Origin of the sequence: Kitasatospora sp. NBC_01560, from assembly GCF_045208415.1 — a bacterium.
Taxonomy (GTDB): Bacteria; Actinomycetota; Actinomycetes; order Streptomycetales; family Streptomycetaceae; genus Kitasatospora.
Genome location: NZ_CP109364.1, coordinates 7649296 through 7666042, shown reverse-complemented (window position 1 = coordinate 7666042; position 16747 = coordinate 7649296). Strand labels below are relative to the sequence as shown.

The window sequence follows — 16747 nt, the reverse complement described above, 5'->3', positions numbered from 1 at the left end:
TGGCATCAAACAATGGGGCGGGTCTGACGGTTGTTCCGAGTTGATGTTCAATGTCCAGCCGCACGGCGCCGAACAAAGCCGGTGGGATAGAACCGGGAGCCGCAGAGTTCGCTGACTTCGGAGATTCCATGAAGTTCACGCGGTACTGCCGTTCCCTGCTGTCCACACCCGCGATGGCGGTGGAGCGGTACACCAAGAGCCACCAGTCCGGGGCCGATATCGCCATGGTCGACCTGGAGGACTCGGTCCCGCCCGCGCGGAAGGAGGAGGCCCGCCGGCTCGCCGAGGAGTTCTTCGTCCTGCCCTCCAGCAAACTCGCGCGAACCGCGGTGCGCATCAACACCCTCTCCGGGCCGGACGGTTTGCGCGATCTGATCGCCCTCACCCACTACCGCACGAAACCGGACATCGTGCTGATTCCGATGGCGGAATCCCCGCGCGACATCGAGATCGCCGCCGGCGCACTGGCGTCGGACTGTCCGGAGACGGAGTTCCTCGCCGTCGTCGAGACACCGCTCGGCATCGAGCACGCTCCCGCCATCGCCGCGGCCGGCCACCGGCTGCGCGGGCTGGTGTTCGGCTCCGCCGACTACGCCTTCGCGGTCGGGGCGCGGCTCTCCTGGGAGGCCCTGGCGCACGCCCGCGGCCGGGTGCTCAACAGCGCCCGCGCCGCCGGGGTCGAGGCGATGGACGCACCGTTCTTCGAGGTCTCCGACCTGGCCGGGCTGCGCCGGGAGGCGGCGCTCGCCCGGGACTTCGGCTTCAGCGGCAAGATCGCCGTCCACCCGCGCCAACTCCCGCTGATCAACGAGGCCTTCAGCCCGGACGAAGCGCTTCTGGAGCGGGCCCGACGGGTGGTCGCAGCAGGGCTGGAGAACGGGCGCTCGGTCACCGTCGTGGACGGGGTGATGGTCGGCATGCCGTTCTTCGAGGCCTCGCAGCGCCTGATCGAGCAGTTCGACCCGCCCACGCCCACCGACATCAAGGAGAACTGACGATGACCGAAGCAGCAGTCCCCGGCGCGGCGGAGACCGTGCAGGGGCCACGCCGGTACCGCAACGCCGAGGCGATGCTCGCCACCGCCGATCCGGTCTGGCAGGCGGCCGGCGCCAACGGCCTGATCGGCATCAAGGTGGACTCGGAGTCCAACAACCGGCTGATCGTCCGCGAGACCGGCCACGAGTTCGCCAACATGGTCTCCTGCGCCTACCTCGGCCTGAACAACCACCCGCAGGTCGCCGCCGGCGCCGTGGACGCGCTCACCGAGTCCCGCAGCACCTGGCTGGTCACCTCCACCACCCGGATCCGGCACAACCTGCTGGTCCGGCTGGAGGAGGAGCTGGGCGACCTGTTCGGCGCGCACATCCTGCCGGGCGCCTCCTGCACCGCGCTCACCGCGGGCATCCTGCCGCTGGTCGCCTCCGGCCACCTCGACGGCACCTGCGACGGGACGAGCGGCGGCCCCCGGGTGATGGTCTTCGACCGGTTCTGCCACTTCTGCATGGCCTATGTGAAGCCGATCTGCGCGGACGAGGCCCTGGTGCTCAACTGCCCGCACAACGACCTGAACTACCTGGAGGACATCTGCCGCAAGTACCCGCGGGTCGCCTACGTGGCCGACGGCGCGTACTCGATGGGCGGCGCGGCGGCGCTCGACGGACTGCTCGAACTCCAGGACCGCTACGGGCTGTTCCTCTACATCGACGACTCCCACTCGCTCTCCATCATGGGCGAGCGCGGCGAGGGCTTCGTCCGCTCCCGGCTGGAGATGAACCCGCTGACCGTCATCGTGTCCAGCCTCGGCAAGGGCTTCGGCACCGGCGGCGGCATCGCGATGCTCGGCAACCGGGAGCAGTTCGAGTTCCTGCACCGGCACGCCGGCCCGGTCGGCTGGTCGCAGAACATCGCGCTGCCCCTGGTGGGCGCCTCGCTGGGCAGCGCCGCCATCCACCGCTCCCCCGAACTGGGCAAGCTCCAGGCGGACCTGAACCGCAACATCGAGCTCTTCGACGAGCTGCTGCCGACCACCTTCGCAGGCAACGGTCTGCCGGTGCGCCGGGTCGACGTCGGCGACGCCGAGCGGGCGGTCAAGCTCTCCGCCCAGCTCTTCGAGCGCGGCTTCTACAGCTCGGCGGTCTTCTTCCCGATCGTCCCCAAGGGCGAGGCCGGGCTCCGGCTGATGCTGCGCGCCGACATGGACGAGCGCCTCATCACCGAGTTCGCCGGCCACGTCAAGGAACTCACCGCCGACCTCTGAGACCGGGAGCAGCGCACCATGCACGACATCGACGAGCCGGACGCGACCGGCCGGACGAGCGGAAGTGCCGGGACGGGCGAACGAACCGGGACGGGCGGGACGGACGCCTCCGAACCGGCCGGCTACCGGCGGATCGGCGAGCGGCGCTACCGCGAGCTGGTCGGCCGCTACTACGAGGAGTTCACCGTCGGCGACGTGATCGAGCACCGCCCCGGGCGGACCGTCACCGAGCTGGACAACGTCCTGATGAGCATGCTCAGCATGAACGACGCCCCGCTGCACATCGACGCCGCGTACAGCGCGCACACGCCCTGGGGCCGGCCGATCGTCTCCAGCCTGGTGACGCTCAGCATCGTCGGCGGGATGACCGCCCGCTCGACCAGCGGGCGGACCATCGCCAACCTGGGGTGGGAGAACATCCGGATGACCCACCCGGTGTTCACCGGGGACACCCTCTACGCGGAGACCGAGACGCTCGCCAAACGGCTCTCCAAGAGCCGCGAGGGGCAGGGCATCATCAGCTGCCGCACCACCGGGACGAAGTCCACCGGCGAGGTGGTGGTGGTCTTCGAACGCAGCTTCCTGGTGCCCCTGCGCGGCCACGGCCTCGACGAGGTCGCGGGCTACTGAGCCCGCGGGAACGGTCGGCGGACGGCAGCCGACGGACTCATCGTCTGTCGGCTGCCATCCGCTCGCCGTTGCCTGTTCGGTCCGACCGGCCGCTGCCTGTTCGCCGTCAGCCGCTGTCCGTCATCCCTCGTCCGCCAGCCGTCGTTCGTCAGCCATCGTTCGTCAGCCGCTCCTGGCCCGCGACTCGCCCTTCCCCGACTCCCGGTGCACGTCCACCAGTACCTTGCCCATGGTCTCGCGCGCACCCATCGCGCGGTGCGCGCCGGCCACCGCGTCGAGCGGGACGACGCGGTCGATCCGCGCCACCAGGCGCCCGTCCGCCGCCAGCCGGAACAGCTGCTCGGCCACGCCCGCGAACAGGGCGCGGTCGTCCAGCACGTGCTGCAGCCAGAAGCCGAGCACCCCGACCGACCCGTCCGCCAGCTCCGCCACCGAGAAGGACTCCTCCGGGCCGCCGCGGGCCCCGACGCTGAGCAGCCGGCCGAACGGCGCCAGCGCGGCGAGCCCGGACCGCAGCACGCCACCGCCGACGGAGTCCACGAAGAGGTCGATCCCGCCCGACTCGCCGAGGCGGTCGACGAGTTTCGGATCCGTCGGGTCGAAGGTGGCGTCCGCGCCGAGCCCGCGGACGAACTCCCGCTTGGCTGCCGTGGATGCCAGGCCGACCACCCGGCCCGCACCCAACTCCCGGGCCAGCTGCACCGCGAGGTGGCCGACCCCGCCGGCCGCCGCCGTCACCGCCACCCGCTCGCCCGGGCGCAGCCGGCCGAGCAGCGTCAGCGCGCCGTACGCCGTCGCCCCCTGCTCCAGGAGCGCCAGCGCCTGCTGGTCGCCGACCGCGTCCGGCACCTCCACGGTGAACGCCTCTTCCGCACAGACCACTTGGGCGTAGCCGCCACCGTCGCGGAGCAGCGCGGCCACCCGCCGGCCGTCGTCGCGCCGCCGGCCCACCACGTCGGCGCCGAGAACCGCGGGCAGGGGGTAGCGGCGGTACTCGCCCGCCCGGCAGTGCAGGTCGGCGTAGTTGAGCCCGGCCAGCGTGACGTCGATCAGCACCTGTCCCGGCCCGGGCGACGGTTCGGGAACGGTCTCGGCCCTCAGCTCCTCGGGCCCGCCGTAACGCCGGATCACCGCTGCCCGCATGCCGCCCCGCCCGGCCGCCACAGCGGGCCCCGCCCCGGCCCCGGCTCCAACGCCCGCCTCAGCACCGGCTCCAGCGCCCGTCCCGGCCCCCGCCCCCGTGGCCGTCACCGCGCGAAGAGTGCGAGCAGCCGGGCCTCCGCCGCCCGCGCCGCCGCCGCGTCCTCGGCTATCGCGCAGTACATCACCGAGCCGTCCGCCGGGCCGAAGTCGGCGCTGAAGACCACGCCGGTACGGGTCGCGGGGTCGAAGGCCAGCCCGGCCCGCCCGATCGCGGCGACGGCCTCGGGGAAGGAGGGGACGTGCAGGCCGGCGAGCTCCAGGATCACCCGGGCGCCCCGGTGCTCGGCGCCGACCAGCCGGGCGAACAGCGCGTCGTGCAGATGCGTCGAGCCGGTCAGCCGCCCGTTGGTCTCACTGAAGTAGAGCTCGCCCTTGGGCGTGAGGAAGGCGTCCGCGCTCAGCGTGCCGCGGTAGCCGAGCACGCGCAGCGACTCGCACAACCTGGCGGCCTGGTCGATGAGTTCGGCCCGCACCCCGGCGTCGGGGGTGACCGGCGGGGTGATCTCGCCGAGCACCACCGGATCCATCAGCATCTCGCCGCAGCCGGAGAGCACCGAGCCGCGCTCGCCGATCGTGAACTCCGCGTACAGCGGCACCGAGTCGGCGAAGTACCGCTCCACCACGACGCGTTGGCCGCGCCCGCCGGTGAGCCAGGCCCAGCGTTCGGCGACGTACGCGGAGACCGCCGCCCGGTCGGCCAGCGGGACCACCCGCTGGGCACCGACCGGGGTGACCTGCTCGTCCCGGCCGAGGATCTCGTTGCCGAATCCGCCGGCCTGGTACTCGACCTTCATCATCACGCTGTGGCCCTGCTCCAGCAGGTCGTTGATCGCCGCCTCCACGTGCTGCGGCGCGGTGGCGACGGTGCCCGGCGGCACCGGGACCCCGGCCCCGGCGGCGAGCGCCCGGAACACCGCCTTGCTGTTGACCAGGGCGTTGCCGCCCTGGGCGGCGAAGGCGTGGCCCGGTACGGCGTGTGCGGCGTCGAGCGAGGCGGCCAGGTCCACCACCGACGCGTTCGGCGAGATCGCCAGCACCCGGTCCACCGGACGGCCGCCGAGTGCCCGGCGCAGCTCGGCGCGGAAGCCCGGGTCGGCCAGCCGGTCCGGGGTGAGGATGTCCTCGCCCTCGACACCCGGCGGCGGGACCACCACGGTGAGGCTCTCCGCCCGGGTGCCGGTCAGCCCGGTGACGTGGGCGAGGTAGGCGGATTCGGGGATCCAGGGCAGCACCAGGACGTCGCCGTCCTCGGCGAACCAGAGCATCCGCTGGGCCCCGCAGCCGGCGAACCGCCGTTCCAGCGGCGTCATCCCGGTGAGGTCCCCGACCATCTCCTCGGTGCGGTTGTTTCCGATGCACAGCGTCGTCATCTGCCGGACTCTCCCCAACGTCTCCCCAACACCGGTCGGTGCAGCGCTCCAGGTGTAGCGCACCGGGGTTGTTCGGGTTCGGCGCTCGGCCATTGAACAAAAACGGTGAACAACAGCCCGGGCGGGAGGCCGGCCGGAGGGTCAGCGCAACCGGCGTCGCAGTTCGTCGACGGCCGAGCGGATGCCGGCGCTGTAGACGTCCTCGGGCAGCGCGTCCAGGCTTCGGACGGCGCGGTCGAGGTGCTCGCGCGCCCGGTCGGGCTCACCGAGCTTCAGGTGGACGGAGGCGAGGTTCAGGTGCAGCGACGGGTAGAACGCGCGGACCTGGAGGGCGGACTCGTACGTCCGGGCCCGTTCGGCGGTCAGCGAGTCGGCGGCGGCCAGGGCCCGCCGGTCCCACTCCAGCTCGGCACGCGGGTCGTCCTGCAGATCGGCCAGGTAGTGGGCGAGCACGCAGCGGTGGAACACGTCACCGCGCTCGCCGAGCGCCTCCCAGAGACGTTCGAAGCTCTCCCGAGCCTCGGCTGTCCGCCCGCGCTGCGCGGCCTGCACACCGTCGAGGCCCAGCGCGATCCGTGCCAGCACCGGATCGTCGGGCCCGGCGCCGTCGAACGCAGCACCGCCGGGCACAGCACGACCGGACGGGGCACCGCTAGGCGCACCGGCCTCGGGGGCAGAACCGTTGGACATGTCGGACATGCCCGCAGCCTAACCGCCCACCGCACTCCGAACGCCGGTGCCCCGCCCCACCGACACAACACCCGGCCGCACCCGGCCGCACCCTCACCGGCCCGGGCCCGGGCCGAACCGTCAGCGCCGGTAGCCGCGCTGCACGTCCCGCTCCTCCGCGTCCTCGTACGGCAGGAACCAGCCCTCCGGGTGCGTGGCCGCGAGCAGCAGCTCGGTGCGCTGCTCGGTGGTCAGCTCCGGATCGCCGTCGTCCGGCCCGAAGACGCCGAACAGCTCGTCGTGGCAGCCGTCCCAGTCGTAGTCGTAGAGGTCGGCGGGCAGGTCACCCATCATGTCGGCGACGGACTCGGGCTGAGCGCCGAGCAGCGCGCGGGCGTCCACCAGGGCCATCCGCAGCGCGATCTCCTCGGCCAGGCTGCGCGGCAGCGGCCACTCGCCGAGCGCGAGGTCGTCGGCGAGGTCGTCGAAGGCGCGGGCCATCGACCGGCGCCAGGCCCGGTGCAGGCGCCAGGTGCGCTGCGGCAGCCGGGCGAAGACCGTCCAGTCCGCCTCGTCCCCGTCGGTCACCGGCTCGTCCTCGTGCTCCTCCAGGTCGTCGTAGGCCGCATCGGCCAGGCCGAGCAGCTGGGCGTGGAGCAGGCAGGCGGTGCGCGGGGTGAGCGTCCAGTCGCCGGCCCCGCCGTTCTCGTCGTCGTCGTCGGCGTCCAGCGGGAACAGCTCGGCGAAGTCCGGTGCGAAGTCCTCGGTGACGCTGATCTCCAGCGTGCCGCCGACGGCCTCGACGCCCGGGATCGCGGCCACCAGCCGGTCCGGGTGGAGCAGCGCACCGAGCGCCGCGTTCGCGTCCTCGGCCACCTCGCGCAGCAGTTCGCGGCGCTGGCCGGCCGGATCGATGCCTTCGAAGTCCAGTTCCTCCACGGCCGCGATCGCGGCCGCGCGCAACGCCGGCCAGTTGGTGATCCGTAGGCCCAGCACCACCGTCGCCTCGATCTCCTGCGCGCCGGAGTCCTCCGCCGCGCCCGGCCCCTGTGGATGATCGCTTCGCTCGCCCATGGGGCTACGGTACGGCCTTTCGGCCGACCGATCACCGGTCTGTCCGAGCTTCGCGTTCTTCCCGCGCTCCTTCCCCTCCGCTCCCCCTCCCCTTCCCCCCACGTGCTCCGGCGTTTCACGGCCACGCCTCTGCGCCCGAACGCCGCCCGGCCCGCAGGATTGGCCCATGGCGAACATCGACGAATTCGGCGGCGGGCAGCGCCCGGACGCCCAGGTACTGGTCGTGACCACCAACGACATCCCCGGCTTCCGGGTCGACCACGTGATCGGCGAGGTCTTCGGGCTCACCGTCCGCAGCCGGCACATCGGCAGCCAGATCGGCGCCTCGCTCAAGTCACTGGTCGGCGGTGAGCTGCGGGGTCTGACGAAGACCCTGGTGGAGAGCCGCAACGAGGCGATGGAGCGGCTGGTCGAGCAGACCAAGGCGCGCGGCGGCAACGCCGTCCTCATGTTCCGGTTCGATGTCACGGAAGCTGCTGATGCGGGCACCGAGGTCTGCGCCTACGGCACCGCCGTGGTGATCTCCCCGGTCACCCCCTGACGATCGGCGGGAACGGCACGAACGACGCGAACCGCGGAAGCGGCGGGAACACTCTCCTCCCACCCGATGTTTCACCGGCGTGACTGTTTACGGTGCAACCAACGAGGGCGGACCCGTCGGCGGACCCGCGGGCCGACCCGAGGGCGGACCCACCGACGCGCCCGACCGCACGCGGCAGGTGGACGTCCTGGTGGTGGGCGGCGGGCAGGCGGGCCTGTCCGCCGCCTACCACCTGCGCCGCCGCGGTTTCGCCCCGTACCGGGCCGGGGCCGGTGACAACAGCCCCGGCGGCTTCGTCGTGCTCGACGCCGACGATGCCCCCGGCGGTGCCTGGGCCCACCGCTCGCCCTCACTGCGGATGGCCACCGTGCACGGGTTCCACGACCTGCCCGACTTCGAGCTGCCCACGCCCGACCCCGACGCCCCGGCCCGCGAGGTGGTCCCGGGGTACTTCGCGGCGTACGAGGCCAAGCACGCGCTCCCCGTGGTGCGCCCCGTCCGGGTCCGGGCGGTCCGCGCGGAGTCCGACCGGCCGGACTCCCGGCTGCTGGTCGATACCGACGCCGGTACCTGGTCCACCCGGGCGCTCGTCAACGCCACCGGTACCTGGACCCGCCCCTTCCTGCCGCACTACCCCGGCCGCTTCACCGGGCGGCAGCTGCACTACGCCGACTACCGGGGGCCGGCGGAGTTCGCGGGCCGACGCGTCCTGGTGGTGGGCGGCGGAGCCTCGGCGGTCCAGGTGCTGTCGGAGGTCGCGGCCGTCGGCGAGACGGTCTGGGTCACCCGCACCCCACCGGTCTTCCACGAGGGTCCGTTCACACCGGAGTACGGGCGGGCGGTGGTGGCCCGGGTCGAGGAGCGGGTCCGCCAGGGCCTGCCGGTGCGCAGCGTGGTGAGCGTGACCGGCCTGGGCCCGTCCGTGGCCTACCGCCGCGCCGAGGAGCTGGGCGCGCTGCACCGGCGCCCGATGTTCGACCGGCTCACCGAGCACGGCGTCGCCTGGGGCGACGAGGAGCTGGCGGTCGACGCGATCGTCTGGGCGACCGGCTTCCGCCCCGAGGTGGGCCACCTGGCCCCGCTCGGCCTGCGCTCCCCCGGCGGCGGCATCGCCCTCACCGGCACCGCCGCCACCGCCGACCCCCGCGTCCACCTGGTCGGCTACGGCCCGTCGGCCAGCACCGTGGGCGCCAACCGGGCGGGCCGGGCCGCCGTCAACGACCTCGTCGCCCTCCTCGGCGAGCCGGCCCGGCAGCCCGCCGTACCGGCTCAGCGGTCGTAGTCGACCGTCACCCGGTCGGTGAGGGGACGGGCCTGGCAGGTCAGCACGTAGCCGGCGGCCAGCTCCTTCTCCTCCAGGGCGAAGTTGCGGCGCATCTCCACCTCGCCCTCGGTCACCAGGGCGCGACAGGTGCCGCAGACGCCGCCCTTGCAGGCGAACGGCAGGTCCGGGCGGGAGCGCTGTGCGCCGTCCAGGACGGAGCGGTCGCGCGGGAGGGAGAGCGTGCTGCTGCGCCCGTCGAGGACGACGGTGACGTCGCTGTGCGGGCCGGCGTCGGCGGCCGTGCCCTCACGGTCGTCGGTCCGTTCGGCGAGGGGCTCGTCCTCGGCGTGGAAGAGCTCCTGGTGCACGCGCCCGACCGGCACGCCCAGCCCGGTGAGCAGCTCCTTGGTGCCGGTGACCATGGCGAACGGGCCGCAGAGCCACCAGTGGCCGACCCGCTCCACGTCCACCAGCGCCGCCAGCAGCGCCCGGACCCGCTCCGGGTCCAGCCGGCCGCTGAGCAGTTCGGCGTCCCTGGTCTCCCGGGAGAGCACGTGGACCAGCTGGAAGCGGCCGAGGTAGCGGTCCTTCAGGTCGGCCAGCTCGTCGGCGAACATCACGGTGTCGCTGCGCCGGTTGCCGTAGAGCAGGGTGACGGTGGAGGTGCGGTCGGCGGCGAGCACCGAGCCGGCGATGGAGAGCATCGGCGTGATGCCGGAGCCGGCCGCCAGCAGGACGTGGTCCGCGGGCACGCCCAGGTCGGGGGTGAAGAGGCCGGTCGGGGTGAGCACCTCGACCTCCTCCCCGGCCGCCGCCTCGCGCACCAGCCAGCGGGAGAACAGCCCGCCGGGCACCTCGCGGACGGCGATCCGCAGCGGACCGCCGACGGGGGCGCAGATCGAGTACGAGCGGCGCTCGTCGGCACCGTCCACCACCCGGCGCAGCGTCAGCGTCTGGCCCGGCCGGAAGTCGAACGGCTCGGCGAGCGCCTCCGGCACCTCGAAGGTCACCGCGACGGCGTCCTCGCAGAGCCGCTCAACCCCGGCGATCCGCAGCCGGTGGAAGGCCGGGCGGCGGGCGGGGCGGACGGCCGGGGCAGGCGCACCGGCGGGGGCGTCGGCCGGGGCGGCGGCGGCATCGGGGGCGTCGGCCGGGGCGGCGGCATCGGCGGGGACGGCCATTCAGATCTCCTTGACGCGTTCGAAGGGCTCGCGGCAGTCGCGGCAGCGCCACAGCGCCTTGCAGGCGGTCGAGCCGAAGCGGGACAGCTCCTCGGTGTCGGTGCCGCCGCAGAGCGGGCAGGCCACGACGTGGCGGGTCGGGCCGAGGGCCAGCAGGCCCGGGGAGGTCCGGCCCCCGGCGGCGGGCCCGGGCGGGGCGATGCCGGCCTCGGCGAGCTTGCGGCGGCCCTCCGCGGTGATCAGGTCGGTGGACCACGGCGGGTCGAGCCGCAGCCGGACCCGGACGTCCGGGTAGCCGGCCGCGCGCAGCCGCCGGTCCACGTCGGCCGCCATCTCGGCGACGGCCGGGCAGCCCGAGTACGTCGGGGTCAGCCAGGCGGTCACCACGTCGCCGACCGCCTCGACCTCCGCCAGCACCCCGAGGTCGGCCAGCGTCAGCATCGGCAGCTCCGGGTCGGGAACGGTCGCCGCGATCTCCCAGGCGTCGTCGAGTACGGTCACCACGTCGCCCCCGGGTGGGCGCGGGCCAGCACCTGGAACTCCGCGAGCAGCGGGCCGAGGGCCTCGGTGTGCACGCCGTCCCGCCCGGCCCGGCCGCCGACCGCGGCCAGCGCCGGGGTCTGCGGCACGGTCAGCCCGGCCTCGGCGAGCACCGCGGCCAGCGCCCGCTGCACGGGCTCGCGCAGGGCCGCCGGGTCGACGCCGACCCGCAGCTCGACCGGGTGCCCGGTGAACAGCTCCTCCAGCAGCGGCCAGACCGCGTCCAGCCCGGCCTGCATCCGCTGCGCCGAGAACGGTGTGCCGTCGCCGAGCCGCAGCGTCCAGGCGGTGGCGTACTCGCGGTGGTAGGCGAGCTCCTTCACGCCCCGGGCGGCGACCGCCGCCAGGACCGGGTCGCGGTGCCCGGCCAGCGCCTCGTACAGCGCGCCGCGCACGGTGGAGAAGAGCAGCAGCCGGGCGATCGAGAACGCGAAGTCCCCGTTCGGCGCCTCGACCAGGCGGACGTTGCGGAAGTCCTGCTCCTCGCGCCAGTACGCCAGGTCGTCCTCGCTCCGGCCCGAGCCGTCCGCCTGGCCGGCCCTGGTGAGCAGCTGGCGGGCCTGGCCGAGCAGGTCGAGGCCGAGGTTGGCGAGCGCGACCTCCTCCTCCAGCTCCGGCGCCCGGGTGCACCACTCGATCAGCCGTTGGGCGAGGATCAGCGCGTCGTCGCCGAGCATCAGGCAGTAGGCGGCGAGGTCGGCGCCGTCCAGGCCGGCCGGGACGGTCGTGTCCACGCCGAGCAGCGGGTCGGCGAAGCCCGTCCCGTAGGCCCAGCGCCCCTCGCCCTCGGGCTCGGGAGAGGCCTCGGAGAGGCTCAGGTAGACGTGATCGTCGTGCTCGCCGGCGGCGAAGTCACTGGTCACGGTGTGGTCGGTCATGGCTCTGCTGCTCCCCGTCAGATGTGCGGGACATCCTCGGGGATGTCGTAGAAGGTCGGGTGGCGGTAGACCTTGTCACCGCTCGGCTCGAAGAACGGGTCGCGCTCGTCCGGGGTGGAGGCGGTGATCGCGTCCGAGCGGACCACCCAGAGGCTGACGCCTTCGTTGCGCCGGGTGTAGAGGTCCCGGGCGGCGAGCAGCGCCATCCGGTCGTCGGCCGCGTGCAGCGAGCCGACGTGGACGTGGTTCAGCCCGCGCCGGGGGCGCACGAACACCTCGTAGAGCGGCCAGCCGGCCTTGGACTCGGTCACTTTCCGTTCTCCTGTTCGGTGCGGTGCGGGGCCTCGGTGTGCTGCGGGGTCTCGACGTGGGGCTCGGCCTCGACGTGGCGCGGGGTCCCGACGGGCTTCGTGGCCGGCGCGGACGGCACGGTGGCGGCGGACTGCGTGCTCTCCGTCGGCCGCCCGGCTTCGGCCCGGCGCTTCGCGGCGTAGGCGGTGGCCGCCTCGCGGACCCAGGCGCCGTCCTCGTGGGCGGCGCGGCGGCGGTCGATCCGCTGGGCGTTGCACGGGCCCTGGCCCTGGATGACGCGGGTCAGCTCGGACCAGTCCGGCTCACCGAAGTCCCAGCCGCCGCGCTCCTCGTTCCGGCGCAGCTCCGGGTCGGGGAGGGTGACGCCGAGGTGCTCGGCCTGCGGGACGGTCATGTCGACGAAGCGCTGTCGCAGCTCGTCGTTGGTGTGCCGCTTGATCCGCCACGCCATCGAGCGGGCGGTGTTCGGGGAGTCGCCGTCGGAGGGGCCGAACATCATCAGCGACGGCCACCACCAGCGGTCCACCGCGTCCTGGACCATCCGGCGCTGGGCCTCGGTGCCGCGCATCAGCGTCATCAGGAGCTCGTAGCCCTGGCGCTGGTGGAACGACTCCTCCTTGCAGACCCGGACCATGGCCCGGGCGTACGGGCCGTAGCTGCAGCGGCAGAGCGGCACCTGGTTGCAGATCGCGGCGCCGTCGACCAGCCAGCCGATCACCCCGACGTCGGCGAACGTGAGGGTCGGGTAGTTGAAGATCGACGAGTACTTCTGCCGGCCCGAGATCAGCTTCTCGGTCAGCTCCGCGCGGTCCACACCGAGGGTCTCGGCGGCGGCGTAGAGGTAGAGGCCGTGGCCGGCCTCGTCCTGGGCCTTGGCCAGCAGGATCGCCTTGCGGCGCAGCGACGGGGCCCGGGTGAGCCAGTTGCCCTCGGGCTGCATGCCGATGATCTCGGAGTGCGCGTGCTGGGCGATCTGGCGGATCAGTGTGGCCCGGTAGGCCTCGGGCATCCAGTCCCGGGGTTCGATCCGCTGCTCGGCGGCGACGACCGCCTCGAACCGGTCCTCCTGCGTCTGCGCGGGGACCGGCTCGGCCACCTCTGCTGTCACCACATGCCCCTCTCGCGTCGTGCGGCGTGCACGGTACGGCCGGCGTCGTGCGGCACGGACCGGCTCTGCCACCACCCAGCCTACCGACTGACCGTTCGGTCGGTGCCATTGTGCGCAATGTGGCGGCAGCCTGACAAGGGACTCCGGGCGGCCGGTCCGGCGGCCGCCGCCACCGACAGCCCCCCGCCCCGCCTGTCCGGCTACGGTGAGTAGCCGGACAGGCGGGGCGGGGCGGGCAGAGCGAGCCGGACGGGCCGGGGCGGGGGGCGGTCAGCCCTCCGACCGGTCCCGCAGGCGCGGCAGCGGTACGGCGAGGAGCGCCGCCAGCAACGCGATCCTGGGTGCGAGCTGGTCGATCCGGATGTGTTCGTGACGGGCGTGCGCCCCGGCACCGACCGCGCCGAAGCCGTCCAGGGTCGGCAGTCCGCGCGATCCGGGGAGGTTGGTGTCCCCGGCCCCGCCGGCGGGAGCGCCGTCCAGCTGCTGCCCGAGCACCGCGGCCAGCGAACGGACGTGCCGCAGCAGCGGGTTGGCCGACCGCTCCGGCCAGGCCGGGCGGCTGGAGAGCACCTCCGTCCGGACGCGGGCCCCCGGTCGCAGTGCGGTGAGCCGGGCGAGGTTGTCGAGCGTGCGGCGCTGGGCCTCAGCGGTCGAGAAGCGCAGTCCGAGTTCGGCCTCGGCCCGGCCGGCGATCACGTTGGCCCGGGTGCCGCCGCTGATCCGGCCGGCGTTGAGCTCGGTGCCGGGCTGGCCGGCGAGGCCGCGGACGGCCACCAGCTGGTCGACCAGTTCGTCCACGGCGGAGACGCCCTGCGTCGCGTCGTTGCCCGCGTGCGCCTCGCGTCCGGTCACGGTCAGCCGCACCCGGGTGCTGCCCCGGCGGGCCGTCTTCAGCCGCCCGTCCGGGTGCGGCGGCTCCAGGCCCAGGACCGCCGCCGAACCGCGCAGTTGGCGCTCGACCAGGAGCCGGCCGTCCGGGCTGCCGACCTCCTCGTCGGAGACCACGACCAGGCGGACGGTGCGGTGCGGCCGCTGACCGAGGTCGGCGAGCAGGGCGAACGCGCCCTCCAGCGCGGCGAGTCCGCCCTTCATGTCGACCACCCCGGGGCCGCTGAGGGTGCCGTCCTGCTCCGTGACCGGCCAGTCCTTGAGCGTGCCGGCCGGCCACACGGTGTCATGGTGGCCGACCACGAGGAGGTGCGGCAGGCTCTCGTCCCGCCCCTCCCACTGGAGGACCAGATGGTCACCCGCCGGACCGGGCTCGCGCCGGGCGGTGGCACCGGTGGCACGGAAGCCGGCGGCCAACTCCTCGGCGAGGGCGTTGAGTCGGGGCGCATCACCACTGGGTGACTCGATCCGGGCGAGGTCCGCACAACGGCGCCGGACGGCACCGGCCAGGGTGCGGGCGCGTGAACTCAGGGCCTGGGGCAGTCCGGGAAGGGCCGCGGTGGGGCCGGATTGGCCGTCGCTGTCGGTGACCGTCGGGGCGGCGGCAGGAGCGGCGGCCCGGGCGGAGACCGCAGCGACGGCGGGACGGGAGGCGAGGCCGGCGGACCGGTCGGCGGCGGGCCGCGCGGTGGCCGTGGCCGTGGGCATGAGGCCGGCCGGCGCCACGGCCACCGCGTCGGACACGGGAACGGACACGGTGGCGGGGACAGCGGCGGGCGCGGGCGCGGGGGTTGCGGCCGGCAGGTCTGCCGCGGCGTGCTCGCTCACGGCGGGCGCAACAGGCCCGGCGGGCCCGGCGGTCGCGGTCGGCACCGTCGTCGCGGTCGGCACGGTGGTCACGGTGGTCACGGTCGGCCCGACGGGGGGCCGGACGGCTTGGGGACTCAACGCTCGCCTCCGCGGCCGCCGCCGGTATTCAGCGGCCGCACCGGCCGGCCGGACCAGCCCGGGTGCCCGGACCAGCCGGGACGGGCGGCACCGGCGAGACGCAGCGTCCGCCAGGGCGGCCCGCCTGGCTCAACTGCGGTGGAACGGCTGGGCGACGTGCATGGCATTTCGTCCTCCTCGCTCGATCCGGTGACCCCGGTCGGCCCGGAGCCTCCGTGGACGGCGGCTTCGAAGCGGCAGGCGCAGAGACTGCACCGCTACAGGGAAGCCGAGAAGTGAGCCTAGAAGAACCGTTCGGTTTCCTGCGAGGTGGCCCTGCTCCCAGCGTGCCGGAGGCCGGGCCCGCCTCGGGCGCCCGCCTTCGATCGGTGGCAGGCGTACGGCGCGCGGGCCAGGGTCGGCGCGCGAGCGCGGTCGCCGGATCGCGCCCATCTCCACCATGGACCCCGCGCCCGGGTTCGGCAGCGCAAACGGCCAAGGCACGGCATTTCCACGCCGGATGGGTGACAGCGGCTCAGCGCTCGGTACCGGACGGCGGGTCGCGGGAGACGGGCAGGCAGGAGTCGTCACGGCCGGGTCACAACGACCGGGCCGTGACTGCCGGGTCGGGCCGTGACGGCCCGATCGCAAGGGTCGAGCCCTGACGGTCGGCCGTCGTCGCCGAGCGGCCCCGGCGACCTCCGCGGCGGCACCGGCCCCGCCGCAACGACGGGCAGCGAACCGGAAGCCGCCCCGGCCCTCGGCGCCGGCGTCGAAGTGCGGAACTCGCCCGGCACAGGCCGGAGATCACCCTCCGGCTGCCCGGGCACCGGCCGACGGCGCCGGGGGCACCGCCGCCGGCGGGCGCTACGACGTGATCGTCCCCGCACGACCGCCGGGACGCCCCACAAGCCGACGGGCCGGCCGACGAACCCCGACGGGCGGAGCAACGGGCAGAGCGACGAACCGGCCGACGGGCGGAGCGACGAAGGGCGCTCGATGATGGACCGGGGCCGGCCCCGGCTCCGCATCCGGCAGCGAGGGAGCCTGCGATGACCGTCACGGTGCGCGACGCCGAAGCCGACAGCCGCTTCGAGGCGTGGACGGGCGACACCCTGGCCGGGTTCGCCGAGTACATGCGCAGCGACCACCTGGTGGTGTTCCCGCACACGGTGGTCGAGCCCGCCTTCGAAGGACAGGGGATCGGCGGAGCGCTGGCCCGGGCCGCCCTGGACGACGCCCGCAGGCGCGGGCTGCCGGTCCTGGCGACGTGCCCGTTCATCAAGGCCTGGATGGTGCGCCACCCCGAGTACGCGGAGCTCGCGTACGAGAACCGCGGCCGGGTGAGCGACTGATGGCCGCCAAGGAGGGCGCTGGATCCGGCGCCGACGCCCGGCGTCCGGCGCCGAAGGCGTACGAGGCCGCGGGCATCGCGGTGACCTTCGACCCCGGGATCTGCCGGCACGCGGCCGAGTGCGTACGCGGGCTGCCGTCGGTGTTCGACACGGCACGCCGACCGTGGATCATGCCGGACGCGGCCGAGCCGGGGGTGCTCGCCGAGGTGGTCCGGCGCTGCCCGACGGGCGCGCTGCGCTACCGCCTCGCCGACGGCGGGACGGAGGCGCCGGACCGGCCGACCTCGGTGCGCAGCATGCCGGACGGGCGGCTGCTGGTACGCGGGGAGCTGCGGGTGACGGACGCCGAGGGTGTCGTCCGGGAGACACCGAGGGCGATGCTGTGCGGCTGCGGGCGCAGCTCCGGCCAGCCGTACTGCGACCGGAGCGGTGCGTGCGGTGACGACGGCGGCGGTGCGGCGGGCGGCGAGCGCCGGGCGGACGGGGGCTGACCGGCGGGTCGCGGCCGACATCCGACAGCCGACAAATCACAAATGACAGAAAACAGATA

17 protein-coding genes are annotated in these 16747 nt (G+C 74.3%); 7 read left to right on the top strand and 10 right to left on the bottom strand.

Annotated features, from left to right (window positions below):
- Nucleotides 1-128: 128 nt before the first annotated feature.
- From OH807_RS33065 to OH807_RS33055, 3 genes are read left to right on the top strand one after another with little or no spacing between them, the layout of a single operon-like run.
- The gene (locus tag OH807_RS33065; protein WP_406206518.1) at nt 129-995 is read left to right on the top strand and encodes an HpcH/HpaI aldolase/citrate lyase family protein; all 867 of its coding nucleotides are present in this window, start codon (nt 129-131) and stop codon (nt 993-995) included.
- 2 nt (nt 996-997) lie between these two features.
- Nucleotides 998-2257 (top strand): aminotransferase class I/II-fold pyridoxal phosphate-dependent enzyme, encoded by a 1260-nt coding sequence (locus tag OH807_RS33060; RefSeq protein WP_406206515.1) that lies wholly within the window; start codon nt 998-1000, stop codon nt 2255-2257.
- Nucleotides 2258-2275: 18 nt separating this feature from the next.
- A complete protein-coding gene (locus tag OH807_RS33055) occupies nt 2276-2887 on the top strand; it encodes a MaoC family dehydratase (RefSeq protein ID WP_406206512.1) in 612 nt (203 codons plus the stop codon).
- 162 nt (nt 2888-3049) lie between these two features.
- Here the strand turns inward: OH807_RS33055 and OH807_RS33050 are convergent, their stop codons facing one another.
- From OH807_RS33050 to OH807_RS33035, 4 genes are all read right to left on the bottom strand, one after another.
- Entirely contained in the window at nt 3050-4030 is a 981-nt protein-coding gene (locus tag OH807_RS33050) for a zinc-binding alcohol dehydrogenase family protein (protein WP_406206509.1), read from the bottom strand.
- A 104-nt stretch (nt 4031-4134) separates the two neighbouring features.
- Entirely contained in the window at nt 4135-5460 is a 1326-nt protein-coding gene (locus tag OH807_RS33045) for a peptide ligase PGM1-related protein (RefSeq protein WP_406206506.1), read from the bottom strand.
- 141 nt (nt 5461-5601) lie between these two features.
- Entirely contained in the window at nt 5602-6159 is a 558-nt protein-coding gene (locus OH807_RS33040) for a hypothetical protein (RefSeq protein ID WP_406206503.1), read from the bottom strand.
- 111 nt (nt 6160-6270) lie between these two features.
- Nucleotides 6271-7203, bottom strand: coding sequence for a hypothetical protein (locus OH807_RS33035; protein WP_406206501.1), 933 nt, complete (start codon nt 7201-7203; stop codon nt 6271-6273).
- Between the two features lie 166 nt (nt 7204-7369).
- Here OH807_RS33035 and OH807_RS33030 point away from each other — a divergent pair, with 166 nt between their 5' ends.
- Both OH807_RS33030 and OH807_RS33025 read left to right on the top strand, forming a co-directional pair.
- The gene (locus OH807_RS33030) at nt 7370-7744 is read left to right on the top strand and encodes a YbjQ family protein (RefSeq protein ID WP_406206498.1); all 375 of its coding nucleotides are present in this window, start codon (nt 7370-7372) and stop codon (nt 7742-7744) included.
- Between the two features lie 178 nt (nt 7745-7922).
- Nucleotides 7923-9026: an NAD(P)-binding domain-containing protein gene (locus OH807_RS33025; protein WP_406211328.1), complete on the top strand. Its 1104-nt coding sequence runs from the start codon at nt 7923-7925 to the stop codon at nt 9024-9026.
- Here the strand turns inward: OH807_RS33025 and paaE are convergent.
- From paaE to OH807_RS32995, 6 genes are all read right to left on the bottom strand, one after another.
- Nucleotides 9014-10189, bottom strand: a complete 1176-nt coding sequence (gene paaE, locus OH807_RS33020; RefSeq protein WP_406206495.1) for a 1,2-phenylacetyl-CoA epoxidase subunit PaaE — start codon at nt 10187-10189, stop codon at nt 9014-9016. The genes OH807_RS33025 and paaE overlap by 13 nt on opposite strands.
- Entirely contained in the window at nt 10190-10693 is a 504-nt protein-coding gene (paaD, locus tag OH807_RS33015) for a 1,2-phenylacetyl-CoA epoxidase subunit PaaD (RefSeq protein WP_406206492.1), read from the bottom strand.
- Complete coding sequence (paaC, locus tag OH807_RS33010) at nt 10687-11607, bottom strand: 1,2-phenylacetyl-CoA epoxidase subunit PaaC (RefSeq protein WP_406206490.1); 921 nt, start codon at nt 11605-11607, stop codon at nt 10687-10689. Before paaC ends, paaD begins: the two co-directional genes overlap by 7 nt.
- A 17-nt stretch (nt 11608-11624) precedes the next feature.
- Nucleotides 11625-11918: a 1,2-phenylacetyl-CoA epoxidase subunit PaaB gene (paaB, locus tag OH807_RS33005; RefSeq protein ID WP_030056311.1), complete on the bottom strand. Its 294-nt coding sequence runs from the start codon at nt 11916-11918 to the stop codon at nt 11625-11627.
- Complete coding sequence (gene paaA / locus OH807_RS33000) at nt 11915-13015, bottom strand: 1,2-phenylacetyl-CoA epoxidase subunit PaaA (RefSeq protein ID WP_406211326.1); 1101 nt, start codon at nt 13013-13015, stop codon at nt 11915-11917. The genes paaB and paaA overlap by 4 nt, the downstream gene beginning before the upstream one ends.
- A 282-nt stretch (nt 13016-13297) precedes the next feature.
- Nucleotides 13298-14815, bottom strand: a complete 1518-nt coding sequence (locus OH807_RS32995) for a M20 family metallopeptidase (RefSeq protein WP_406206486.1) — start codon at nt 14813-14815, stop codon at nt 13298-13300.
- 1079 nt (nt 14816-15894) lie between these two features.
- Here OH807_RS32995 and OH807_RS32990 point away from each other — a divergent pair.
- Together OH807_RS32990 and OH807_RS32985 are read left to right on the top strand one after the other, a co-directional pair.
- Nucleotides 15895-16197, top strand: coding sequence for a GNAT family N-acetyltransferase (locus OH807_RS32990; protein ID WP_406206483.1), 303 nt, complete (start codon nt 15895-15897; stop codon nt 16195-16197).
- A complete protein-coding gene (locus OH807_RS32985; RefSeq protein WP_406206480.1) occupies nt 16197-16688 on the top strand; it encodes a (4Fe-4S)-binding protein in 492 nt (163 codons plus the stop codon). Before OH807_RS32990 ends, OH807_RS32985 begins: the two co-directional genes overlap by 1 nt.
- The last annotated feature ends 59 nt before the right edge of the window (nt 16689-16747 follow it).

Excerpts from the sequence above, each read along its gene's own strand:
- OH807_RS33065 (WP_406206518.1), top strand. The coding sequence starts at position 129 with ATGAAGTTCACGCGGTACTGCCGTTCCCTGCTGTCCACACCCGCGATG.
- OH807_RS33060 (WP_406206515.1), top strand. The coding sequence starts at position 998 with ATGACCGAAGCAGCAGTCCCCGGCGCGGCGGAGACCGTGCAGGGGCCA.
- OH807_RS33055 (WP_406206512.1), top strand. The coding sequence starts at position 2,276 with ATGCACGACATCGACGAGCCGGACGCGACCGGCCGGACGAGCGGAAGT.
- OH807_RS33050 (WP_406206509.1), bottom strand. The coding sequence starts at position 4,030 with ATGCGGGCAGCGGTGATCCGGCGTTACGGCGGGCCCGAGGAGCTGAGG.
- OH807_RS33045 (WP_406206506.1), bottom strand. The coding sequence starts at position 5,460 with ATGACGACGCTGTGCATCGGAAACAACCGCACCGAGGAGATGGTCGGG.
- OH807_RS33040 (WP_406206503.1), bottom strand. The coding sequence starts at position 6,159 with ATGTCCGACATGTCCAACGGTTCTGCCCCCGAGGCCGGTGCGCCTAGC.
- OH807_RS33035 (WP_406206501.1), bottom strand. The coding sequence starts at position 7,203 with ATGGGCGAGCGAAGCGATCATCCACAGGGGCCGGGCGCGGCGGAGGAC.
- OH807_RS33030 (WP_406206498.1), top strand. The coding sequence starts at position 7,370 with ATGGCGAACATCGACGAATTCGGCGGCGGGCAGCGCCCGGACGCCCAG.
- paaE (WP_406206495.1), bottom strand. The coding sequence starts at position 10,189 with ATGGCCGTCCCCGCCGATGCCGCCGCCCCGGCCGACGCCCCCGATGCC.
- paaC (WP_406206490.1), bottom strand. The coding sequence starts at position 11,607 with ATGACCGACCACACCGTGACCAGTGACTTCGCCGCCGGCGAGCACGAC.
- OH807_RS32990 (WP_406206483.1), top strand. The coding sequence starts at position 15,895 with ATGACCGTCACGGTGCGCGACGCCGAAGCCGACAGCCGCTTCGAGGCG.
- OH807_RS32985 (WP_406206480.1), top strand. The coding sequence starts at position 16,197 with ATGGCCGCCAAGGAGGGCGCTGGATCCGGCGCCGACGCCCGGCGTCCG.